Source organism: Alicyclobacillus tolerans (assembly GCF_048984885.1).
GTDB classification, from domain to species: Bacteria; Bacillota; Bacilli; order Alicyclobacillales; family Alicyclobacillaceae; genus Alicyclobacillus_I; species Alicyclobacillus_I tolerans.
Genome location: NZ_JBMGNK010000002.1, coordinates 903,396 through 928,308, shown reverse-complemented (window position 1 = coordinate 928,308; position 24,913 = coordinate 903,396). Strand labels below are relative to the sequence as shown.

The window sequence follows — 24,913 nt, the reverse complement described above, 5'->3', positions numbered from 1 at the left end:
ATGATAATAGATAGAATTTACAGATATCTTATCTCAGAAGTGACTTTCTGTCACTTGTTCTTTGATCCGATGCTCCAAATCCCTAGCTGTTTGACTTTTTTCTACCAATTTTTCATCTGGATAAGTTTGAAAGACATAATCCAGCACTGTATGAGTTACTCCGTACCAATAGTTCTCATTTTTATAATGATGCCACAAATGCGATTTTTTTAGTTTTTTGCCCCATTTCGTTTTAGGAACCAAGGGGCGATGCGCAACAAAATGTCTCCATTCATAATAGAGAAGAAAAATACCAACACCAGTAGCAAAAAAAATCGCTTCTTGCCAGCGATGACTGATAATCATAAGAATTAAAGATGCAACAGCAATATTAGGTAAACTGTACCATAAAGGTAAAAATAATAAGTGTAAATCTCCAGGATTCGCATGATGATCATAATGGATTCGTTTTAAAAATTTGAGCAATATTCGATTTTTCGGAGGTTTCATATGAAACAAGAAACGATGTGTCGTGTACTCCGCTAATGCGTATGCCACCATACCAGCCACAATAAAAATGAGGGTCAGCCAACCTTGCCAATGTAAAATAGAGACTATGCAGCCTGTGATTGTAAGAAATAACATGACAAAAATATCAGGAAACTTAATAAACAATTTCAATTCTTTACTCACCACAGATGACCGCCCCGTTATCCTTATGGTCTTAGTACAAAGAATAGGAGTTCACTAGTTGTCCTGTCAATCGGCATCCCCAATTCCCCCAAAGATTGGACGGACACTACTGGAACTCTTCACAGGTTTTCTTCGCGAACTTAACAATGGATAAGAAGAAGGTATTTGACACAAAGTTGTGTTCAGGATCGTCTAAACAGGCGTAAAGTCGAAAGGAGCGATAATGTTATTATCCAAACACGGACTTTCAATCATATGATTCAAGCAACTGATACTATCTGATAGTACGCTCAAAACGACTATAGTTTGGTAAAAAGGAAACAAAATATATTCATGAAAGTATGTTGGCAATCCCGTTTATGCTTTGAATATCGTCGTTCATACAAAATAAACCTATCTTCAAAAATCTTATGAATTACCGAAACGTTCTTTGTACCAGTTTGCAAATTCTGTGGCTATCATGCGTTCACCAGTGATTCCGTCCGATTGATCTGAGGCAAGAAAAACAATCGGATCAGCCATAATATTCGGATGTAACAGCGGTACTTTCAATTGTTTTTTCATCTCATCTGGGATCATGCCTGTTTCCGTTGCACCGCCCGGCAATAACATATTGACGGTGATACCGTAGGGCAGCAGATCTTCTGCCATGATATAGCTGAGTGATTCTGCACCAGCTCTTGAAGGTCCATAGGGAATAAAACCACGTCGGCGCATTGTTGAATGATTCATGGAAATGTTAATGACTTTTCCATACCCCTGTCTAACCAACAAAGGAGCGAATCCACGAGAAACAAGAAAATATCCTGTAAGATTCGTATCAATGACATCTCGAAATCCTTGCGGAGTCACTTCAAAAAAAGGCTGTGGTTCCAACATGAATCGAGAATTGACTGTTCGCATGCCAATTCCTGCATTGTTCACAAGAACATCGATTTTTCCCCATGTTTGAACTACCCAGCTTACGGCATCGCTGATAGATTGTTCAGAGCGAACATCCATGGGCAAAGAATATGCATCATAACCAGCATGTGTCAAACGTTTTACTTCACTGTCCAACCGATCTGTTGCACGAGCTGTCATTGCAACCGATGCCCCAGCTTTCAACAACGCCTCTGCCATGGCCAGCCCAAGTCCACTGGAAGCACCTGTAACGACTATACGACGACCGTCCAAAAGATTCATTGTCCTCTTTTAACCTCCACTTATTTCCATTCGATGAATAAGTTCCATAGACGCCATTCTGGGATCATCTGCAGACATCACTGCCGAAACAACGGCTATACCATCGGCTCCCGCCTTTAATACAGAACTCGCTCTTTCAACGTTGATACCGCCTATGGCTACAACTGGAAGCGACACAGACTGTGTAACGAGGGAAAGTCCCTCAAGTCCCGTAAAATCCGCATCTGGTTTAGAATTCGTAGGATAGACCGCCCCCACTCCCAAGTAATCCGCCCCTTGCTGTTCAGCTGCTAAGGCTTCTTCTACTCCAGCTGCTGAAACCCCAACCAATGCATCTGGAAATAATTTTTTTACTTCCATACACGATAAATCATCCTGTCCCACGTGAATCCCATCAGCGTCGCACAGAAGCGCAATATCTACACGATCATTGACAAAAAAAAGCACATCCGCCTCTCTGGTCATTCGCCTTATAGCATAGGCGAGATCGACAAAATGACGTCCTAAATCTGCCTTGCGGCGCAGTTGGATGGCGGTAGCACCACCTTGTATCGCAGCTGCAGTCGTATCGAGCAAGCTCTGCGTATCTTTTCTTTCATCGGTGACCACATAGAGTCGCAAACGACGGCGCAACTCTTCTTTCGTCATCTGAGCTAGCTTCATACTGAAATCTCCTCACAGCGCATCCATCCGCCATCTTTTCTGATATACGAGTAACCTGCCACTACGCCTTCCGCTATACGAATCGCTACAGAATGATTGGTCGGACCGTAGCCATTCCCCACATCCCAATCCGTCGCAGCTTCGATAGCATCTTGGACAAACGACTTGGCAGATGCGATAGCATTCAGGAAATTCATTCCTCTCGCCAAGCCTGCAGTTATTGCAGCAGAAAACGTGCAGCCCGTTCCGTGGGTTTTGTGACTAGGAATACGAGGAGAATGAAAACTTGTAAAATTTTCACCATCAAAAACGAGATCAACCACATGCGAAGATGGCCCGTCCCCTTCATTTGCATGGCCGCCTTTGATGATCACGATTCGAGGACCCAGGCTAGCCAAATCTTGAGCAGCTTGGAGGCATTGTTCGAACGTTGTAATGGGATAACCACATAACGTCTCAGCTTCAGGCAAGTTTGGCGTCAAAATATCAGCCAAAGGCAGCAATTGCTCTTTCATGGCTTGGATGGCTGAATAGGATAACAAAGACTTTCCACTTTTAGAAATCATCACTGGATCAACAACAATATTGGTTACTTTGTACTGTTGCAAAGTTTGCGCAACAACATGAATGATGTTCTCATTGCTCAGCATTCCTGTTTTTAACGCATGTGTTCCAATATCGTCCAGTATAGATTGCAACTGTAGTTGAACAAATTCCGGTGTCATTTCTATGATGCCCAGGACGTCTAATGTATTTTGAGCCGTCAAAGCCGTAATGCAAGAGGAACCATAGACATCAAATGCAGCAAACGTCTTTAAATCAGCTTGAATTCCCGCTCCGCCGCCACTGTCTGAACCTGCAATCGTCATGGCTCGCACAACACTGCCGTTGTTTAGATACATAGGTGTATCCCTTCCTATCAACCATCAGTTAGTATCGTAGCCAGCTTCTTCAATGACTTCTTTCAACATGGATATATCCGTTTTACTTTCATCAAATTGCACAGTCGCTTGACCGGCTTCCAATTCAACTTGTACATCCAGTACGCCGTCAACACTTTTCAGCGCTTTTGTAACGGCATTCACGCATCCTCCGCAAGTCATACCTATCACCGAAATCATAGCTGTCGCCATATGATATCAACTCCTCATGATGATTTGCATTAAATTTTGTTTTTTTTATAGTTTAGCACGACGCAGCAGCAAACTGTTGGTCACAACACTGACAGAACTGAGCGCCATTGCCGCACCAGCAATGATTGGACTAAGAATTCCTAATGCAGCAAGGGGAACCCCCAACATGTTATAGAAGAAAGCCCAGAACAAGTTCTGCCGAATTTTACGCATGGTCAGACGTGATAATTGTATTGCTAATACAACAGCTGCCAAATTGGAGGTCATCAAGGCAATATCTGCAGTTTCAAGCGCCACGTCTGCTCCGTTACCCATAGCCATACCAATATCCGCCGCCGCTAGTGCGGGAGAATCATTGATGCCATCACCAACCATAGCCACAACTCGTCCCAGCTCTTTTAATTCCAACACTTTTTGTGCTTTTTCTCCCGGCAGTATTCCAGCCATAACCTGCTGAATACCTAATTGCCGTGCTACAGCGTTGGCTGTTTGCTCATTGTCTCCCGTTAACATCCAGACATCAATGCCCAATTTTTGAAGTGCTTCAATAGTAGATTTCGCTTCTGGTTTCAGCGTATCTGCAATTCCAATGAATCCCTGAAAATGTCCATTGACTGACACACAAATAACAGTTTTTGCTTCTTTTTCAAGCTGTGAAATTGGATGGATCTGAAACCCTTGAACCTGTTCGTCTTCCATTAATTGAGCATTGCCAATCAGAATGGAAACTCCATTCCATTCGCCAGCGATTCCTCTTCCAGGAATGATTTTTGCTTTCTCTGCATGGCCAAAATCTATTCCTTGATCCTTTGCATATTGAACTACAGCCTGGGCTAGTGGATGATCACTTTGCGACTCAACTGCAGCTGCAATACTCAACAGGTGAGATGTATCCGATTGAGACAGGGTCATGATGTTTGTAAGGGTTGGTTTACCTAAAGTTAAGGTCCCTGTTTTGTCGAAGACTACGGTGTTGACTTGATGAGCCTTTTCCAAATGCTCGCCACCTTTAATGAGAACACCATGCGCTGCCCCCAATCCCGTACCAACCATGATGGCTGTTGGTGTTGCCAAGCCTAGAGAACATGGGCAGGCAATGACCAATACTGCCACAGCTGCAATCAACGCGTGACTCCAGGTACCAAAAATACCCCAAAGAAAAAAAGTCAAAATAGCGATACCTAGTACAGTGGGAACAAAAACTCCTGATATCTTATCAGCCAGACGTTGCACAGGGGCTTTCGAACCTTGAGCCTCTTCAACTAGACGAATGACTTGAGAAAAAACTGTATGCTCACCGATTCTGGTTACTTTCATTACAAAGGAGTCCATTTGATTCATTGTTGCAGCCAACACCTCATCGCCAGCCTGCTTCGCAACTGGAACTGACTCCCCTGTAAGAAAGGATTCGTCAATATGAGCAGTTCCTTCTACAAGTATCCCATCAGCTGGAACTTTTTCTCCAGGATAGACACGAACGAGATCGCCCAACTGTAACTCTTCGACGGCAACATCTCTCACATTGCCATCCTTCACTACATGTGCATGTTTAGCAGCCAAATCGGCCAATTGTTCAATGGCAGAACTAGATTCCTGTTTCGCTCTGGTTTCCAGCCATTTGCCCATAAAAATCAGTGTAATGACCGTGGCAGAACTATCAAAATAGGTCACTGGATATCCTAAAATGGTTCTGATTGCGCTGTATACGTATGCTGTTGTCGTTCCCAGAGCAACCAGCACATCCATGTTGGCGGCTCCGCCGCGAAGAGCGTGGTAAGCTCCTTTGTAAAATCTCCAACCTACATAAAACTGAACTGGAGTTGCCAGCGCAAAACTCACCCAATTCGACATAAATGGCGATTTGCCCAACAACATGACAAACATCTGCACAACCAGCGGCAATGTCAAAATAACAGATAACCCAAGTATTCTCTGGTCTCGACGATAGGCTAAACTTTTCTGTTTTCGTTCTTCTGCATCATTGAGTTCTTGAATGGGAATCGCTGTGTAACCTGCTTTCTCAATCTTGGACAAAATTTCTTTTTCATCTATCAGGTGAGAAAGATATTCTACCTTTCCTTTTTCTGAAGCCAAATTGACACTGACCTGGGTAACGCCATTGGCCCGACCTAAGACTTTTTCAATTCTGGCTGCACAAGCAGCGCAGGTCATACCTTCAATTTTAAACTCTGATTTTCTGGTTAAAACTTTCTCTTTGCGGATTTGTTGTTGCATAGTTCAAACAGACTCCCTCCTGTTACTTGGAAAACTGACGGATCACTTGCATTAATTCATCAATCTTTTCTTTTTCTGATGTGCGCTCATGCAGAGCGTCTGCAACACATCCTCGCGTGTGTGCTTCCAATATGGCAAGCGCCACTTGATGGGTTGCACTCTTAATGGCAGCTAACTGATTGAGCAAATCTATACAATATCGATTATCTTCAATCATTTTTTGAACACCGCGCACTTGTCCTTCAATACGTCTCAATCGTGCTAACAGATTATCTTTATCTTTTTCATAAGAATGACTCATTACTCCTCACCTCTCTTTTACATTACCCCTGTAGGGTATATTCGTCAAGTTTGGATACTCTATATTTTAGAGTATCCCTGTTACATCAACTCAGCGTTCAAGGATGACACAATCGGTACATAATATGGAACGCATGGAACACGACTCCTCGGTATAGTGAGCAGTGGTTAGATTTCACTGGCAGGATTGCCGAGAAATTTGAACTCTCTAGTTACTTTACTGAGGAGGTATATAGAAACATGAGGAACATCAAATGGCTTCAGGCTGGGGCTGCCGGAGTTGCAACACTTGCTTTGCTGGCGACTGTCTCATCGCCAGTATTTGCTGATACCGGTAGTACGGTAAGCAGTTCTACTTCATCCACTTCATCCACTTCATCCACTTCATCCACTTCATCCACTTCATCCACTTCATCCACGGCAACACATTGGACAGTCAATGCGGGACCCATGACCAAAAGCGGTGTTATGGCCATGTCATTCTTCCCTAACGTCATTACCATTGATGCTGGTGACAGCATTACTTTTGAGGGTGTTGGACATACGGTTTCTTTCCCTGGAATAAATGGAACACTTCCTTCAGCGTTATCGCCTCAGGCTCAACTTCCTGCTGGAGGCAGTACGTATAACGGCTCTACTTTCACATCATCTGGATTGCTAATGGGAAAACCCTATACTCTGACCTTTACCAAACCAGGTGTTTATCCGTATTACTGCTTACTTCATCCTGGCATGATGGGCGTCGTCATTGTCAATCCAGCAGGAACACCGTATCCATTGACACAAGCGCAATACAATGCGCAAGCACAAGCAGAGGAGCAAGCTGATTTTAATTCGGCCAATCAATCCATTGCTGCCTTCAAGTTGAAGACTCAAAAGAATGCCAATGGCACGACCACCTATTTTGCGCAGACCGACGCTAAAGAATCTCAATCCTATGCTATGAATCTCTCTACTGTAAACAACAGTGGTGTCAAAGGTTCAGCATTGATTGCTTTTGCACAGCCACCTTCTCAATCCAATTCGTATATTACGTATGGAATTTCCGTGAAGTTGGCAGGATTGAAACCTGGCCATACGTATACCGCCATGCTTTGTGAAGGAAAAAGCGGTAGTGGCGTGATGGTGCCTCATTCAAAATTTGCCACTGTGATTGTGAACAGTGACGGTACAGGAACTGTAACGGGATCGGTAGAAGCATCTGGCCTTCCTCAAGGCGTTTGGAATCTTGATATATATAACTCCAGCAAACAAGTGGTGGCCACAGGACTAATCAATCATCCGTCTTGGGCATATGAACGTTTCCTGCCAGATACTTTGAACATCCATACTGGGGATACGGTCATCTGGACACAAACAGGCGTCAATGAAGTACACACGGTAACTTTTTTGCCTAAAGGCTGGTCTGACATTCCTAATGAAAGTCTCATGCCACCTCCGTATGGCGGACATATTTATGCGGGTACTGGATATTTTAACTCCGGCTTTCTGGTACCAGGCGCTACCTATGAATTAACATTTATTAAGTCTGGAAGTTTTGCTTACCGATGCCTTTTGCATGACGTCATGGGCATGTTGGGAACTGTAAACGTGACTTCTCAGCCGAATGTGGTCACGGCCGCTTGGAACAACAGTGTGGAAAACATGCCTTTAAAAACCATTGATGGCAGCACTTATGTTCCCATCTGGTACTTAATGCAGTTACTAAAATCAGCAGGAATTCAAACTTCTTGGAACGGTTCCAACTGGAACATTACTTCTGATACTGCATTCGGTTCAAATTCTGTCAGCCAAGCAAGCGGCAATGGTAATGTTCACCTCTATGTGAACAACCATATGATGTCTAGTATGAAAGGGAAAGTATGGAAAAATTACGGACAAGGAACAATGTATATCCAAGTAGATGACCTCTTGAATGTCATGAAGGCCATGGGCATGAATCCAACGTTCATTGGAGGAACACTGGATTTCACACCGAGCGCCCATGCTGGTTCTATACCATCTGTGCCGAGCGGACAATCATCCAACGGATCGAGCGCAGCTTCTACAAGCTCAACATCCAGTACAGGAACAAGTTCCAGTTCTTCAAACCCAATGAGCCATATGGGTTCAATGAACTAAGAAATAAACAATGGCCCCTCCCTAATCACGGAGGGGCTATCATAAATGCGACTGTTCGTTGGGTCGAATAAGGTAGGCGCCAAAATATCTATGATGGACTTATGTTTGCTTGCGTCCCATTACCTCGTAAAGTTCTATGGCTTCTTCTTTACCAGGAACAGAAAACGGACCACAGACACGCGCCTGCACGATATCACTTACTCTCTGATAAGTGCTTGAACTGATAAACACCGCGTTGTCATGACCTTTGGTCAAACGTTCAATCCGAGAAGCCATATTGACTGTATCACCAATAACTGTGTATTCGACGCGTTCTTCCGTGCCAATATTGCCAACGACAACTTCGCCTGTATTGATACCTATTCCTATTTTTAAATTGCCGCCTAATTCCATACGGTGGCGTTCATTGAACTGATGAATCTTCTCTACCATATCGAGTGCACAAAGTACTGCATTCTCTTGATTATGCAAATAAGATACAGGGGCACCAAAAATAGCTAATATGCCATCACCAATAAACTTATTGACTGTTCCGTTGTGAGCTTTTACACAATCCGTCATCAGCGAGAAATAGTCGTTTAAAAACGCCACTACTTTACGTGGCTCAAGCTCTGCAGCACGGGCTGTAAAGTCACGGATGTCACAGAGGAGAACAGAAACAATGCGCAGTTCACCTTTAAGTATGGAACTGTCCTCGTCTTGACCCAGAACCTCAGTCACCACATGCTCAGGTACATATTTTTGAAAGAGTTTCATCACTCTTTCCTGATCTTGAACACGCTGCTGCAATTCTTCGATTAACCGCTTGTTTTGATGTTGGAGGCGAACCATCTCTGCTGCCCCTTGCAATGTCATTAAAAGTTCGCTTTCCACCCATGGTTTCGTAATATATCGATAGACTCGTCCCGTATTAATGGCTTTTATAATCGCCTCGACATCACTAAAACCTGTAAGAATCATGCGTATGGTATCAGGAAACTCCGGTATAATAGCCTCTAAAAATTGCACACCCATCATTTCCGGCATTCGCTGATCCGTAATCACAATGGGAATCTGATGGGTGCGAAGTAAATCCACTGCTTCTCGAGCAGAAGTCGTTGTATAAATTTGAAAATGTTTACGAAACGCAGCTCGGAAGGATATTAAATTATGCTCTTCATCATCTAAATACAATATGGAAATCGGTAAATCGCTTTTCTTCATCATTTTTCTACCCCACTTACCATTCCGTTGTATCTATATTGACACATGTTCTTATTGCAAAACGTTTCCTGTTTGGCGTATAGGAAGCGTGATCGTAAAGGTTGTACCTTGCCCTAAACGACTATCGACTTCAATCCGACCGTGATGAAGTTCTATGATGCCGTAGCTAATAGACAATCCAAGCCCTGTTCCGAGACCAACTTCCTTTGTAGTAAAAAACGGTTCGAAAATACGTCGCATCACTTCTTTAGATATGCCGACTCCCGTATCGGAAATGCGAATCTGTACAAATTCTTCGATGTGACGAACAGAAATACGTATTTCACCTTGATCGGGAATAGCCTGAATGGCATTCGACAAGAGATTCATATAGACCTGATTCAACTTACCCGGATAACATTCTATCTCTGGAACCTCTTCATAGTCTCGAACAATCCGAATTCGACGTTCATAGCTACGATGAAGCAATGTAAGTGTCGAATCAATACCTTCAGTGACGCTGGCCAGTTTTACATCATCCTCATCCAGACGAGAGAAGGCTCGCAAGCCTTTCACAATTTCCGCTGTCCGACTACCACCCTCTTCAATACCAGAAACAAGCTGCAAGACTTCCTCTACCGTGTAATCGAGATCGATCTGTTCTTCCTTGTTCATAATAGCTTGGAATTTATCTACAAGACCTTGCTCTCTAATGGCTTCTCTGTACGATTTTAAGAGTTCAATGAGATCTTCGATATCGCGGCGAAGCGGAGCCGTGCTGGACACAACAAAATTGATAGGATTATTAATTTCATGGGCCACACCTGCCGTAAGTTGACCCAGTGAGGCCATTTTTTCCGACTCAATCATCTGTTGTTGGGTTCGTTTCAGTTCGTTGGTCCGCTCAATCACCAAACGATCCAAGCTTTCATACATCATGGCATTTTCCATAGAGATTGCCATCTGTCCAGAAAGCAATATCAACAGTTCAATACGATCTGATGTAAATACATGTGTGGCCAAACTATTTTCCAAATATAGAATAGCAACAATCTTCCCTTGCTTCAGAACGGGCAAACAAAGAATCGATTTGGCACGTTTCTTACGTATATGTGGATCGCGCACAAACCGTCCTTCCCTGCTGGCATGATGGAGAATAACTAATTCCTGAGTGCGCAAGGCATACTGAACCACTCCGAATGACACATCATCAGACATGTGGACCAGAACTGTTTTCTGTATATCCGCTGTTCCATCGGCGGTCGCTGAAGCGGCTATGACCCACTCTTCATCCTGTTTGAGAATCCAATACCCGCTCTCCGCACCTGCGCTCTCGATGGCAAACAACAGCAAGGTAGACAACAATTGATCGAGGCGAATTTCACTTGAAATAGCTTGCGACACTTTGAGAATCGTTGCTATATCAAGTTGCCTGCGTTTCGGTTCTTTGGTACTAGATGAAATCGCACTGGAAATGAGTCCAGGGAATTTGTCACCACTCTCGCCAAGGTTCAACAGATACCCATAAGTATCTTCCAATTGTTGAACTTTTCCGTGTGCTCCCCATCGGCTGTAAAGGTAGCGAGCCTCTGCCAGATAGACTTGAGCAATTTTAGGCTGTTTCCGGGCAAGAAACAGTTTGGCTGCACATTCATTGGCAATTGCCTCATTTTGCAAATAGCCATCTCGTTTAGCGGTTTGAATGGCAGCCTCGTAAAGGTCAACTGCACGATGCCATAACCCAGATAATCGGGCTGATTCAGCTTTAAGCAATAAATATTTGTGTTCATAGTTCTGGGGACAAAGCTCAGACCATATTTGAAACAATTTTACAATTCTCCGCAATCTATTCATTGCAGGAACTACCTGAGTATCCGGTGCAGCCGCTAAAATCAGCCCATAATAAAACGCGTGCTCTGGTACCAGAAAAGTAGAACAGTCAAGACTGGACTTGAATAATTGATACCCTTCTTCCCCAGCTGCAACGGCTTCATGTGAACGATTAAAAAGATAGGCACGAACGCATTGCAAAAAACTTTCAGTCAATTTCACATCAGATGCAAAACCTGCAAATTGTTCTACCTCTATCCATTGCCGATTCTTTGTCCAATCTGGATTTTGAAGTTCTTCAGCAACGATTTCTAACATACGACAGACTTGGATAGGAAACGGTAACGAAAAAGATTCAGCAACCGTTCGCTGCTTTTGAAGTTCACGAGTCAAAGTATCGAGTGTTTCCGCACAGGAGAAAAGCACGAGCATCTTACATCCACTATGCAAAACCGCAAAACTTTCTGCCCCAATCGATTTAATGCCTTCAAAGTATTCATCTAAAGCGTCTACCGTGGACATTAAATGGTTGCGCCAGTGATTAAGCGTCGTGGCAAACGTCACGGAAACATTCATTTTGGCGCGCATATATTGGCCCTCAGCACCATCTCGAAAACGTTCCACCACTTCTCTGGCAAAATTCCCCCAGCGATAAGCGTCTTCAATATCTTCTTTTCGCCAAAATTGTCTGAGATGAACTGGAGCTAGAAAACCTATGGCCGAATCCGGGCAAAAACCATATTTAATGGAAAGTTCAGCCACTTTCAACCAAAGATAGGATATCCACTCTGGTTGGCTTGTCACAGAATTGGAAGTCACCTGTACAATACGGAGAACGATTTGCAAGGCTTTATCGGCTTTAGGTGATGAAGTCAGCATTCGTTCTTCACCAACAGCAACCAATTGCTTAAATGTGCGATATTGTTCGAGCGCTACTCTGCGACTCATACGCTTTGGCAGTTTGATACCATATAATTGTACGGCCGATCTCGCTGTGTCCATCATGGAAGCATACTCATAACGCATGGTAAACACATTCAACTTACACATATGAGCTTCCAGCTTATCGAGTGGCGTCTGTGCGTGAGCTAACACCTCTTCGGCCATCGTAAGCGTATGGTCGTAATGATTACAGAGAAATTCGTGTTTCATTCGCTCAATATACAATTGACTCGTGAGACCATATCGTTCTTTCCAATCGAGTTCATCAAGAAATGCTGCTCCTGCAGTAAAGAAGCGATTAGCCTCGTCAAACAATGCCAACCGATTGGCTTCCCTTCCGGCCAGCAAATTGATTTCTGCAGCTTGTTGGCGTATTTCACGTGCCTGAATAACGTCTATTGCAGCATTAAAATGAGCGGCCAATTCAAATACTCGCTGCACCAGCTCTTCAGATGACAACTTTCGCAAATAATACTGAGCAATCTTAAAATGCGTATGTGCCTTAACAACGGGATCGAGCAAGGAATAGACAGCTTCTTGAATACGCGCATGGGCAAATTGCAGGATTAGAGTTTTATCCCAGGTGGTATCTTCCAGTTTCGTCAGGAAAATTTGTTCTGAGGAATTTGCTGTGCGAACGGGTTCAATAAACCCGTACTCCAAACACTCCAGCATACGTTCATACGCCTTTTCTAAAGGAACTCCAGCGATGAATGCGCAGTCGTGTATTTCAAATTTTGCTCCAAAACAGGCGGTTTGACCTAGCCATACTCGTTCTTCTTCAGGCAACTCCGACAAACTTTGCGACAGAAAATCAACGACATTGTCGGTACAATGAATACGTCTTACGCCTTCTATATCCCATCTCCATACTTTTTCATGGTTGTCATACCATAAAAAAGAAGAACGGTAAATAGAATCTAACAATTGATGCACAAAGAACGCATTTCCCGATGTCTTTTCTACCATAATCTTGGCTAGGGGAAGAACGCGTTCTTCATTCGTCAACAAAGTATCCGCCAAAAGTTCAGCTACCGCCTTCACGCTGAGTGGACGAAGTTTGCAGTAAGACACGAAAAAAGAACCTCTGCCACGTGCGAAAAGCGACTCCTCTATTACGTCCTCTGTTCGATATGTCATCAGAAACAACATATGGTGAAACTCCACGTCGCTTGCCATGGAACTCAAAAACTTGCGCGTGTAGGAATCCGCCCATTGACAATCGTCCAGATAAACCACAATCGCCTCTTGACTATTGGCAAAAGCACGAAATAAATTTTTTAGGATGCGCTCCATTAGAACCGCATAAGCAGCTTCATTCAAAGATGGGATTACTCCTTGCCCCCCAAACACCTGTTTGGCGAAAGGAATCAAGCCCTGAACATAAGGGACATCGTCCTTCAGTATGGAAACCAAACGATCTTTCCATACATTTACAACATCGTCAGGCAATTCGAGAAGCCCCTCAAACAATTGTCCACAGCTTTGTAAAATAGCAGAATAAGGAATATTTTGATCATCCTTGTGAAAGGTTCCTCCAACCACATAAGAAGACATTTCACGCAACTGATTTGAAAACTCAGATAAAAGCATAGATTTGCCCATGCCTTCTTCACCGCGAATGATAAAAAATTCCACTCCTCCTGCGGCTGCCCGTTCGTGCGCTTGAACAACCTGTTGCCAGACATCGTCACGCTCATATAATTTTCTGGATGGATGAAAACCCATGACGGCATCTTGAAGACCTATAGGAAAGTGAGGAATATTACCTTTATCCTTCCAGTGCTCTAAGCAGATTTGCAAATCCGCCCGAACACCGTAGGCACTTTGATAACGATCTTCCGGATTTTTAGAGAGACATTTGAGAATAATGCTCGAAAGCACACGGGGTATGGTTTTATCCACTATATCGGGTGACTTTGGTTCACGTGCTAGATGCGCGTGAATCATCTCAAGCGCGTCAGAAAAATCAAATGGAGGATGTTCTGTAAACATTTCGTACAGAGTGACCCCAAGAGAATAAATATCTGTCCGATAATCAACACTTCGGTTCATTCGTCCTGTTTGCTCAGGTGACATATAGGGTAGTGTACCCGTCAAGGCATCGCTGCGTACTGCCTCCACTTGTTCTCGCAAAAATCTTGTGGACTCACCAAAATCGATGATTTTGACAGATTTGTGATCGGATTGCACCAATATATTCGCAGGATTTAAATCACGGTGGGTAATTCGTTTGGTATGGATACGCTCCAAACATTCGCAAAGAGAAATAGCAAGTTCTAGTTTCTCAGCAATACTGAGCTTATGCTTGCGCAAATAGCCAGACAACGATTCTGTTCCGCTATCTTCGAGAATCAAAACAGGCACATGTTCCACTTGCAATAGACGATATACCCGAATGGCACCTTCGCCATTCAATTCTTGAAGTATTTCGTATTCATGAGAATACTTAGCAATTTCTGAAGGTTGAGGATAACGAGTAGCTGGCATTTTTAGAATGACTGGGCGCGAAGTACTCGACTCTATAGCTCGTAGGACAAGAGTATGCGAAGACTCGTTTAGTGTCTCAGTCACATCGCACCCCGGAATATGAAAAACGAAAGGCAATGGAAACGCTCCCCTATAGCGTTTTTTACAAGGCTTCCTATACCCCTTCATTATCGTTTTTCTCTGCGCAAAACACAATGCAAATATCAATTTTTTTACAAATAATCCACTATCAATTATACGTTTGAATGACCCTCCACCTCTAACGACACACTTTGCGACACCACAATAGCTCGCCGAGCATTGATAAAACAGATCACGGAAAGTACAGCCAATGCTAACGCTCCTGTGTATAGCCAACCTGAACTCATCTGAGCAATCAACGATGGACCAATTGCATATCCCGCAAACATTCCCAAGAACAGAGAAGTATTTAAAGCAGCAAAAGATGTAGCCGGTTGTTCTTTATCCACTGCGTCAACCATGACCTCATTGATTTTGGGCATCGCAGTAACCTCACCAAGTCCGTAGAAACAAATGCCTATATACCAACCAATGACTGATCCGGAAAATCCGGCGACCACCAGTCCAATACCTAGAACAAGAATACCTGTGGATAAGACTCCTAAAACACTCTTTTTCTTTGTGATACGAGCAAGAATAGGCGTGAGAAAAAGTGCTATGGCTGCAACTTCTGTATTAATAAATCCATAAAATTTCGATCCTTCTGTAAATTTCTCCGACATATAAAGCGGTACGGTGGACGTCAGCTGTGCTTCTAGCATGATGTAGAAAAAAAGGGCAAAAAAAGTCCACCGCAATCTACGATTGGCCTGCAACATGCTCATGGATTGAAGAAAAGAAGGTGGTCTGACGTTTTTTGTAGCAGAAGCCTCACTTCCGCTTGGTTTTTGTGTTTTTAAGGGAGAATCCAGTAAGAGTAAGACACAGAGCGACATGACGACCATCAAAATAGATGACACCACAAACACGTTGGCTTTCGCGCCTGCTCCAAGCAGTAAAGCAGCAACAGGCGGGCCAACGATGATGGATAAATTATTTAGCCAGTATAGATAAGTCTGCGCTGTACCCGCCTGTTCCTCGGCGACACGCCCTTTCAAGAGTGCTTGCGCGCCACTGCGAGTAGTAGCCATACACAGTCCCAGTACAGCTGAAAGTATAAAAAGTTCAAAAAATGAACGAAAGAAGGCGAAACCTGCCATACAAAATCCGGAAAGCAAAAGCGCAGAAGCATATGCCTTGCGAATACCTATGAAATCCGAAACATAGCCTCCAACAACTCCAAACAAAGCACCGCATAGCGGCATGATGGCAATCAGGACACCAGCTTCCAAAGAAGAAAAATGCAGAGCCTGATGATAGTAAAGAATGAAAAACGGCTGTGCCATGTAAGTGGATAGTGATGTCACAAAAGCAGCCGTCAGTATGAGCAATACGGAAGGCTTTAAAACACTAGGGGTTTTTCGGATTACGTGACCTTCTAATTGGGCCATTTGATTTTATCTCCTATCCCTATTCCAGAATTTTTCTACACTATGAATTGATTCATACGGCGCAAACGCTCTGAAAGCACGCAACCGATATCAAACAAAATCCCCAAAGCGAGATGTGGATTTGAATCACTTAAACGTTCAAATGCCGACCAAGGAAGCATACGCATTTCTCCATTGGTAACAGCTCGCACAGTTGCCGATCTCGGTTTTCCATCGAGAAAAGATTGTTCACCAAAAATGCACCCAGCAGCTAATCTGCTTAAACGTCTATCTTCGCCTTCTGTTGAGAAGAGCACAACTTCCAGTTCACCTGTCAATACAATGTACAAAGCGCGATCAATTTCTCCCTGTTGCAATACCAAATCACCTTGTTTGAATTGCACTATCTCTGTCTGAGCAAGTAAAGCAGACCAGTCTTCAGCGCTACGATTGCGCATAAAACGTACAACATCTTCTTCGCCGAAGTTTTCTTCATTGTCAAAAGCAGATAAATTTAACATCATCTTCACCTCCTGTTTCTCTCTATCGATTACAGACTACTTCTGATATCGAATGTACCTGAATTAACTGTTTCATACATTCCAACATTGTCTCAAACAAACACAATTATCTCTCTCCAACAAATTTTAAGAACGAAGCGCGAGCGTAAAATGATGATGAGCTTGTGCCAGTACTCTATAGTACGTCGTGCGGCTCATAGCCAAGCGGTGAGAAATCGCAATCACCGTACCTGGCCGATCCATATAAGTGATGCGCAAAAGTCGTTGCTGCTCACGAGTGAGCGGAGGTGGAATTTGGTCGGCAACAAGAATACCAACCAATTTATCTCGCAGTTCACTAACAGTGAGATTCATCTTTCTTTCGCGAACAAACGTATCTAAATATTCCAAATGATGAAGATGCTGCAAAATTTCCCGCACATCATCCTCACTCAAAATAAGCTCATGCTCATGGGCTGTGCGCAATTCCACCCCATTCTCAGATGGATAATGAACAGATAAAGCATGAGCTTGTTGAAGTTCTTCTTTTTTCAGTTGCAAAGTATAAAGTGGTATACCCGAATTTTTTTGAACGCCAGAAACGGATACGTTTTTCAACCATGGATGAAAACGAAGATACGTAGGTATAGAAGCTTGCCCCAAGAAAATTAACGGTTGTACATGGGAATTTTGACTAGCAAGCTGGTAACAGAGAAATCTTGTTCGCCACTCATCCAACGTACTATCCAGAACGTCAGGAGAATGCACCATCAGTAAGACCAAAGGGGCTGCATCAAGTGCCATGCCTAGCTCTTTTTCCAAATGGGAAAGTTTAGCCATCTGCGCTCTGACTCGTTTCGGAAGATGTTCATAATGAGACACAACCATTTGCATAGCTGCAATTTGTCCTTCTCTATCTTCCAGAACACGGATACATTGAGTATTTTGCTCGGCCATTTGTTCAAACCAATCGACCATCTCTTCCTGTCCGCCTGATGCATCCAGAGAATGTGGTATTTTTTCTAACCAGTCCATTAACTGCTGCCTTTTCTCTTTACCTGATGGAACAATAATTTGATAGAAATCATCTTGATAAAATAAAGAGTTGGTCTGGGGAAAAAGCAATTGTTGATGAGTTTGAGCCTCACTGAGCAATAAACACAATTGAGAGAACCAGTATCTTTTTCGTTCTGACGTTGATTCCTGTTCGATTCTCTCCAAGAACAGTAAAACTGCTTTTTGACTCCATTCTTGTGCCCGTCGCGGCATTCTATGATGAAAATCCAATCTTAATAGATAAGCTACTACTGGATGAATAACGAGATCACCCAATTGATGCTGAATATAGGAAAGGTTGGAGACACGACGGTAGGTCAACCAACTGACTTCTTTCCTAAGAAAGTCACACATATCTTCTTGGTTCCCTTCCAGCATAAACGCGAGAGAACACAAAACATCCATTGTATCCGTATCGTCAATGGAATCTGTCAATATTGCGAAAAGATTAGGAAATCCTTCATTAGTAAATCTATGTGTTGGATTCGCATCCTGATAAACAAAATCTGTCAGAATCATGGGATGACCTGCACTTAGCCCAATCATCTGATGAATAACCAGCGAATCTAAATGAGGTGAAAAAGAACGTAAAAATTGTGTAGCCTCTTGACGAGTAAAAGGTTCCAGATACATGTCATGCCATGCAGTCAACAACCAAGTATGACAATATTGATGGATGGAACTTCTGGATCGTTTGATTAAAACAAGGAGAAGATTGTGTTTTGGCATACAGCGAATCCATTGATTCGATATATAATTTTCCGTTTCAGATTGGGTATCCAAATGATCTACAAAGAGGATGAAAGGTTCTTGTAAACTATTGGAATGGACATCTGCTGGAGAATCCATAGATTGGGATACAATTCTGGACTTAGATATCTCTTGAAGACAATGCATGACACGTTCGCTGTCTAACAAAGCACAATCTATCCACTCAGTTTGTGCAGCATTTTCACTTGATACTTCTTCAAAATAACGCATCAAAAATGTTTTCCCTACTCCTGGTATTCCGGATACAAATAGGACTGTCGTCCGTCGATTCTGACTAGAAAGCCAATGCAAAAACCATTCTTTCTCTACTTCTCGTCCTATCAACTTTTCACCCATTGACCTTTACCCCCGCACACATCCATAGCCTGCCAACCATATTGTAAGACAGACTAGGGATAAGAAACTAGTTTGCAAGACACAGTTATCCGCTTAATCTGACAAAATATTTGGATTGAAACAAAAGATATTATCTGGGTCATATTGACGTTTTACAGCAGAAAGTCTCTCGTAGTTATGGCCATAAGACGCTCGCACAACTTTTTGAGGATCATGTTCAAGACCTGCCATATTGAGATAGGTTGCTAAAGACGGTTGCTGACAAGATAATTTTTGATGAAATTCGTCCACCCATCCTTTCCCCTCTTCCATTGTGCTTATGCCTGGCACAGCAAGCGATTCCATTATGACAAGCGCTTCGGCATCACGTTGGCCAAAGGCAGTTTCATGGGCTGGGATTTCTGCCATACGTCCTCCCAGAATCCATACCATACCCATGGATGTTGGTCCTGCTTTATCGAGTGCGTTTGTGATGGTTGAAATGGAGATATCGTCTATTGACCTCAAATAAATAGATTTACCATACGCAGGAATTCCTACAGGAATGCGTTCATCCAATTGGGTGTGAAGATGTGTGTAATTAACCGGCCCACACAAATCGAGCAGTGGTTCTGCAATTGAACGCAGCGGAGCAATTTCACGTGCAGCATATTCCATGTCCTCACTTGCATGCATTCCACTTAAACTGACGATTTTCTTTCCTATCAAAAAATCTGGGACGTGGGGAAGTGGAGGAATAGTGTGAATGGCAATATTAAAACTGACATCATGATGGCCCTCTCGCAAATAATTGCGACAGACTTGTAATATTTTTGTTAAATCCACTATGGAATACATCAGATGAATACCGTAAACCATAGGCCCTATTGGACGTGCTTGAAATGTAAACGAAGTCGCTATACCAAAGTTTCCACCACCCCCACGAATGGCAAAAAACAAATCCGAGTTTTCAACTTCATTGACACGAATCAGATGACCATCCGCTAACACTATCTCCGCTTCTAAAAGATGATCACAGGTTAAACCATACTTACGCCGCAGATAACCCATACCACCGCCAAGTGTCAAACCTGCAATGCCAACTTTCGAAACATCGCCAGTTGGAACAGCAAGACCGTATTTCTGTGTTTCCCGAATCACGTCGCCAGCCTGCGCGCCACTCTGAACCTTAACGGTCTGACTTGCTAAGTCTACTTTTACTTCACGCATTGCTGACGTATCAATCAACACACCACCTTCACAGGTGCCATAACCCGCAATATGGTGGGTTCCCCCACGTACAGCCACAGCAAGTTTTTGAGAACGTGCAAAACGCACCGTTGTCATAACATCTTTTTCATTTTGACAATTCACAATAACCGCAGGCCGTTTATCAAATAATCCGTTCCATACTTTACGACGTTCATTGTACTGGACATGTTCTGGAAACAGCACTTCCCCTGAAATCATACTCTCTAACTTATCTCGACTCATCTCTTCTACAGTGATGAAGTTCTTGCCTAACATTGACACACACCTCTCCAATGAATCTCACTTGTTGAGAACATCGTATATCGTGCCAATGTTTCAAAAATCCCGACGTATGTTTCTATCGTACCAATTCATCAACAACTAGCGTTCAAAAGTTGGCCTTTTCATCCTCTTTGTCCAAGTCTTTTGGAATCATAGACTGAATCCAGCGTTCTAATTTTTTTAATGTGTCCACTCGACAATAATAGTAGTGCCACGTTCCTTTTTGTTCATGGCCAACCAAACCGGCCTGCCTTAAAATAGACAAATGCCGCGATACCGTTGATTGGGGTAACTTCAACAACTTACTCAAATCTTGTACACAAACACCATTGACCGTTTCACCATCCAGGTGACAAAAATATTGTTTTTCGCCTAGTATTTTCAAAAGAGATCGACGAATTGGATCTGCCAATGCTTTACAAACCACGTCAATCTTCCCTTGACTGTCCAACCATTCATAGGTCTCGTTAACATGGAACATCTATAAAATCACTTCCCTCAATGAAATACACATTTATTCAAAACCGTTCTTTTTCATAAAACGATGGGGATGCGTCTCCTTCATTCGCAATAGGACAATCATCATGGAGGCCAAGACTATCAACCCAATCACAAACAAGCTAGACTGCATACCCATGGAATGAATGGTCATACTGAGCAGAAGTCCACCAATCGCATATCCGCCATCACGCCACAAGCGATAGACACCGAGTACACCACCACGAATTGCAGGTGGAGCAACGTCTGCTACTGCTGAATTTAAATTGGGATAAAGTAGCGCCATACCAAGCCCCATGCTAGCCGCTGTTATAAGCCACTCTATCAGACCATCCACCCATCCAAAAATCAAAATACCAAGTCCCAAGAACGCCATACCTATCACAATGGGCGGTTTTCTTCCTATATAATCAGATAAAATTCCTGTCCCAAACTGAGCAAATCCCCACACAACCGTGTAAGTTCCTCCAATCAGTCCGATATCCACAATGGATACGTGTAATTGTGCTAAATATAGCGGTAACATGGCCCAAACCAGTGTATCTACTAGCTTGTTCACCATTCCAGCTTGACTACATGCAGATAATGTTGGATTGGCGATAGTGGTTGTCCAGAGAATATGCCAAACGCCAGATTTTTCAACACTTTTCTGCTGTTGTTGCAAATTCAGAGATGATGAAATACTCGCTTCTTGAATGACGTGACCACGAGTTTCTCGGATAATCCCTATACTGATACCAAGACCCGCCAGCAAAACTATTGCACCATATACAAAAGGTGCTTGTACAAGTCCATCATGCGCTGCAATCATTCCGGTTAAAGTTGTCGAAATCGCTACACCAATATATCCTGTCGCTTCATTAATACCCATGGCCAGGCCCCGCTGCTTAGGTCCAGCGAGATCGAGCTGCTGCGTCACTGTCATGGTCCACGCAAAAGCCTGATTGGCTCCGAGAAAAATATTTGCAATAATGACAGACGTCCAAGTGTGAACAAATAAAAGAAGCAAAATCATTGGAATCGCAAGTACCCATCCACTTATCAGAACAGGTCTCCGACCGAATCTGTCAGAAAGTTGACCTGCTACCAGATTGAGTACTGCTTTGGTTACGCCAAAAGCAATGATAAATGCAAAAATAACGGTGATTGAAGTAATGTGATAAACATTTTTACCTAAGAGGGGAATGATGGTCCGCTCTAACCCTACTGTCATACCAACCAAAATCGTCATCATAACCAACCAGAGAAATTGACGCAAATTCGGCATAAGACCGAGCGAATTATACTGTGCGTCCATAGATTTCACTCCAATACGCTAAAGAATCACTCCCAAACATTATATCTGTATTTCCGGATTTATAAATATATCATCACCGTATCCATCGTTAAGATGAGGCCGGCATGTATGAACGCATTCATAAGGATGACGAAACCCATGCTTGGGTTCCAGCCATTCGTGACTGCCGAAAAGACACTTACTGGGATAGGTGTTTGAAGAAGCACATAGATACATAAACGAGGAAGAAAGTGCGAATGACAAGCTTGGAATGGGCTAGATTTTTTCAACCTCAAAATCACACATCATGATCCCGATGTTTAAGTGGTTCTGTGTACTTTTTTTGTTTGAGCGTTATAATCGTTATAACATGTATAACGTTCCCTGAGTAACGTAAAGATAGGAGGAGAAACCTTTGCCAATGGGGGCAGTACCGATGGAACCTGTACACCGGAAAGTCACGAAAATCGGGAACAGTTTAGGTGTGACCTTTAATAAAGAACTGTTGAAGAGAATTAATGTAGACCTTGGTGATGATCTTGAAATCATCGTAAACGAGAATGAAGGTGAAATCGTGCTTCGGAAATCTCCCAAAGTTCCACAAGGACTTGATCCGAGATTTTTTGAGGTCTTGCAAGCTAATGTGGATCAATATCGTAAGACCATCGAAGGTTTGAAAGACAGATGACCCAATTTCTGACCGAAGAAGAAGTGATTGCGATAAATCTTTGGGTAATACAGGAGTTTTCGTCAGGTGAACAGACCGGAGTGAAGTCTCCAGATTTACTCAATTCGGCGGTAAATCGGTCTAAACAATCGGTGTTCGGTGAGGATGCTTACCCAACGATTTTTGCAAAGGGAGCTGCACTTTTTGAATCGCTAGCGCAAAATCATGCGTTCCATAGTGCCAATAAACGCACGGCTTTTCTATCTCTGCTTCAGTTTCTAGGGTACAACGGGTACACCTTCGTAATGGACCAAAACGTAGCTGAAGACTTCGTGGTCGATGTGGTGAACCATCACTACACGTTTGAGCAGATTGTTGAAATCATTGAATTGCATAGCCACAAATAAGCTGGTTCTGGTGCAAAAACCACTTGAGTGCTACGATCGCCGTATCCATCGTTAAGATGAGGCCGACATGTATGAACGCATTCATAAGGATGAAGAAACCCATGCTTCGGTTCCAGTCATTCGTGACTGCCGAAAAGACACTTACTGGGATAGAGGCTATTCATATGCTACAAAAGAAGCAGGTTGATATGCAGCGCACGCCTGCTTGTTCCATTGTCCCGCTCATCGATTACCTGTTTGAAACATTCGCCTAATCAATGGATCGCAAACGGGCCAATCTACGCTGCTCGCAATCTTTGCACCAGAACCAAATATTTCAAATCAAACAATGCAATCCATTCACACTTAGGCAATCACCTCACGTTGTTTTTCAAACGCTTCATAACTTTTGTTTTCCATAACTTGTATGATTCGTTCGACCGCTTCTAGAACATCAGTAAATGAGGTATAGAGTGGGACAGGTGCTAACCGAACAACGTCTGGTGCGCGATAATCAGGAATGACTCCCACTTGCTTCATTGCTTTACATATTCGAATGGCCTCAGGATGAATCAAACACACATGTCCGCCTCGGCGTTCCGGTTCGCGAGGATTGCCAATTTGAAACCCATAAGGTGAAAGATAGGTTTCTGCCAAATCGATGAGAAATTGCGTGAGTTGAAGTGACTTAGATCGAATGGCTTGGATTCCAGCTTGCTGAAAGATTTCCAACGAACCCAAAAGTGGGGCCAAGCTAAGCACATGCGGCGTTCCAATCTGAAATCTTCCTGCCCCTTGAGCTGGCGTGAAATCATGTAACATATCAAACTGTACTTCTTTGTCCGATCCAAACCATCCAGCCAATCCCGGCAACCTATGATGATGTCGAGGATGAACATATAGACCTGCCACACTACCTGGACCAGCATTGAGATATTTATAGTGGCACCAGAACGCAAAATCAACGTCCCATGACTGTAATTCGTGCGGCATAATGCCAATCGAATGACATAAATCAAAGCCAATCAGAATACCACGTTGTCGTGCTGCTTGCGCTAATTGTGGCATAGAAAGGCATTGACCGCTCCGATAGAATACGGAAGGGAGGAGCACCAGCGAAACATCATCTGTCATGGCTAGCGTAATATCTTCTTCTCGTACGGTCAGACCATCGTGACTCTGAACAAGGACAAGAGCATCTTTAGCCTCTAGTCCATGAAGCCGCAAATGACTCTGAATGGCGTAGATATCGGAAGGAAAATCTAGTGAAGTCGCTACAATTTTATACCGTTGGCTGGTGGGTTGATAAAAAGTGGCGAGCAACTGATGTAAATTGACCGTGGTCGATCCGGTTGCAATAACATTCTCCTTGTCTGCACCTACCCAATTTGCCAATTCTCTGCTCAATTCCTCAGACAATTGAAACCAAGGGTGCCTCCCCTGGCTCCAACCGTCAATAGCATATTGTCTCCAACTATCCAGCATCGAAAGTACCGCCCGTTCTGCTGGTTTAGATAACAATCCAAGAGAATTGCCATCTAAATAAATACTTTCTTCGGGAAGATAAAACTGTTGACGAAACTCCGACAACAAATCCGCCTGATCAAGTTTAAAAGCAGTTTGTTGAAGTGTTTTTGGTAAATAACACCCGTCTTGCTTCTCCATCGC

The 24,913-nt window shown here is 43.3% G+C and carries 21 protein-coding genes; 4 read left to right on the top strand and 17 right to left on the bottom strand.

Annotated elements, in window-relative coordinates; all coding sequences use genetic code 11:
* Positions 1-33: 33 nt before the first annotated feature.
* From ACOJUR_RS04635 to ACOJUR_RS04600, 8 genes are all read right to left on the bottom strand, one after another.
* A complete protein-coding gene (locus tag ACOJUR_RS04635; RefSeq protein WP_420950500.1) occupies positions 34-624 on the bottom strand; it encodes a sterol desaturase family protein in 591 nt (196 codons plus the stop codon).
* 456 nt (positions 625-1,080) lie between these two features.
* Positions 1,081-1,857 carry an SDR family NAD(P)-dependent oxidoreductase gene (locus tag ACOJUR_RS04630; protein WP_072873929.1) on the bottom strand — a complete coding sequence of 259 codons (777 nt, stop codon included), beginning with the start codon at positions 1,855-1,857 and terminating at the stop codon, positions 1,081-1,083.
* 9 nt (positions 1,858-1,866) lie between these two features.
* Positions 1,867-2,520 (bottom strand): thiamine phosphate synthase, encoded by a 654-nt coding sequence (thiE, locus tag ACOJUR_RS04625; RefSeq protein WP_242650268.1) that lies wholly within the window; start codon positions 2,518-2,520, stop codon positions 1,867-1,869.
* Positions 2,517-3,422: a bifunctional hydroxymethylpyrimidine kinase/phosphomethylpyrimidine kinase gene (thiD, locus tag ACOJUR_RS04620; protein WP_420949368.1), complete on the bottom strand. Its 906-nt coding sequence runs from the start codon at positions 3,420-3,422 to the stop codon at positions 2,517-2,519. The genes thiE and thiD overlap by 4 nt, the downstream gene beginning before the upstream one ends.
* A 24-nt stretch (positions 3,423-3,446) precedes the next feature.
* Positions 3,447-3,653, bottom strand: coding sequence for a heavy-metal-associated domain-containing protein (locus ACOJUR_RS04615; RefSeq protein ID WP_072873927.1), 207 nt, complete (start codon positions 3,651-3,653; stop codon positions 3,447-3,449).
* A gap of 45 nt (positions 3,654-3,698) precedes the next feature.
* Positions 3,699-5,888, bottom strand: coding sequence for a heavy metal translocating P-type ATPase (locus ACOJUR_RS04610; RefSeq protein ID WP_420949367.1), 2,190 nt, complete (start codon positions 5,886-5,888; stop codon positions 3,699-3,701).
* 22 nt (positions 5,889-5,910) lie between these two features.
* Positions 5,911-6,189 (bottom strand): metal-sensitive transcriptional regulator, encoded by a 279-nt coding sequence (locus tag ACOJUR_RS04605; protein WP_072873925.1) that lies wholly within the window; start codon positions 6,187-6,189, stop codon positions 5,911-5,913.
* Between the two features lie 259 nt (positions 6,190-6,448).
* A complete protein-coding gene (locus tag ACOJUR_RS04600; RefSeq protein WP_420949366.1) occupies positions 6,449-6,664 on the bottom strand; it encodes a hypothetical protein in 216 nt (71 codons plus the stop codon).
* Here ACOJUR_RS04600 and ACOJUR_RS04595 point away from each other — a divergent pair.
* Positions 6,657-8,309, top strand: a complete 1,653-nt coding sequence (locus ACOJUR_RS04595; RefSeq protein ID WP_420949365.1) for a cupredoxin domain-containing protein — start codon at positions 6,657-6,659, stop codon at positions 8,307-8,309. The genes ACOJUR_RS04600 and ACOJUR_RS04595 overlap by 8 nt on opposite strands.
* Before the next feature lie 99 nt (positions 8,310-8,408).
* Here ACOJUR_RS04595 and ACOJUR_RS04590 read toward each other — a convergent pair whose 3' ends face one another.
* The 8 genes from ACOJUR_RS04590 to ACOJUR_RS04555 all read right to left on the bottom strand — a co-directional run bounded on the left by ACOJUR_RS04590 (position 8,409) and on the right by ACOJUR_RS04555 (position 22,213).
* A complete protein-coding gene (locus ACOJUR_RS04590) occupies positions 8,409-9,515 on the bottom strand; it encodes an adenylate/guanylate cyclase domain-containing protein (protein ID WP_238413642.1) in 1,107 nt (368 codons plus the stop codon).
* 48 nt (positions 9,516-9,563) lie between these two features.
* Positions 9,564-14,870: a trifunctional serine/threonine-protein kinase/ATP-binding protein/sensor histidine kinase gene (locus tag ACOJUR_RS04585; RefSeq protein WP_072873922.1), complete on the bottom strand. Its 5,307-nt coding sequence runs from the start codon at positions 14,868-14,870 to the stop codon at positions 9,564-9,566.
* Between the two features lie 116 nt (positions 14,871-14,986).
* Positions 14,987-16,264, bottom strand: a complete 1,278-nt coding sequence (locus ACOJUR_RS04580; protein WP_072873921.1) for an MFS transporter — start codon at positions 16,262-16,264, stop codon at positions 14,987-14,989.
* 35 nt (positions 16,265-16,299) lie between these two features.
* Positions 16,300-16,764 (bottom strand): Crp/Fnr family transcriptional regulator, encoded by a 465-nt coding sequence (locus tag ACOJUR_RS04575; protein WP_072873920.1) that lies wholly within the window; start codon positions 16,762-16,764, stop codon positions 16,300-16,302.
* Positions 16,765-16,890: 126 nt separating this feature from the next.
* Positions 16,891-18,906 (bottom strand): hypothetical protein, encoded by a 2,016-nt coding sequence (locus tag ACOJUR_RS04570; RefSeq protein WP_420949364.1) that lies wholly within the window; start codon positions 18,904-18,906, stop codon positions 16,891-16,893.
* A 93-nt stretch (positions 18,907-18,999) separates the two neighbouring features.
* A complete protein-coding gene (locus ACOJUR_RS04565; RefSeq protein ID WP_420949363.1) occupies positions 19,000-20,412 on the bottom strand; it encodes an FAD-binding oxidoreductase in 1,413 nt (470 codons plus the stop codon).
* 112 nt (positions 20,413-20,524) lie between these two features.
* On the bottom strand, positions 20,525-20,899 hold the full coding sequence (locus tag ACOJUR_RS04560; protein WP_306955188.1) for an ArsR/SmtB family transcription factor: 375 nt from the start codon (positions 20,897-20,899) through the stop codon (positions 20,525-20,527).
* A 33-nt stretch (positions 20,900-20,932) separates the two neighbouring features.
* A complete protein-coding gene (locus ACOJUR_RS04555; protein WP_420949362.1) occupies positions 20,933-22,213 on the bottom strand; it encodes an MFS transporter in 1,281 nt (426 codons plus the stop codon).
* Positions 22,214-22,613: 400 nt separating this feature from the next.
* Here ACOJUR_RS04555 and ACOJUR_RS04550 point away from each other — a divergent pair, with 400 nt between their 5' ends.
* From ACOJUR_RS04550 to ACOJUR_RS04540, 3 genes are all read left to right on the top strand, one after another.
* Positions 22,614-22,880, top strand: coding sequence for an AbrB/MazE/SpoVT family DNA-binding domain-containing protein (locus ACOJUR_RS04550; protein ID WP_083574171.1), 267 nt, complete (start codon positions 22,614-22,616; stop codon positions 22,878-22,880).
* Positions 22,877-23,266, top strand: a complete 390-nt coding sequence (locus tag ACOJUR_RS04545) for a type II toxin-antitoxin system death-on-curing family toxin (RefSeq protein ID WP_420949361.1) — start codon at positions 22,877-22,879, stop codon at positions 23,264-23,266. The genes ACOJUR_RS04550 and ACOJUR_RS04545 overlap by 4 nt, the downstream gene beginning before the upstream one ends.
* Positions 23,267-23,337: 71 nt before the next feature.
* Entirely contained in the window at positions 23,338-23,520 is a 183-nt protein-coding gene (locus ACOJUR_RS04540) for a hypothetical protein (protein ID WP_420949360.1), read from the top strand.
* Positions 23,521-23,611: 91 nt separating this feature from the next.
* Here the strand turns inward: ACOJUR_RS04540 and kynU are convergent, their stop codons facing one another.
* Positions 23,612-24,910, bottom strand: a complete 1,299-nt coding sequence (gene kynU, locus ACOJUR_RS04535; protein WP_420949359.1) for a kynureninase — start codon at positions 24,908-24,910, stop codon at positions 23,612-23,614.
* Between the last annotated feature and the right edge of the window lie 3 nt (positions 24,911-24,913).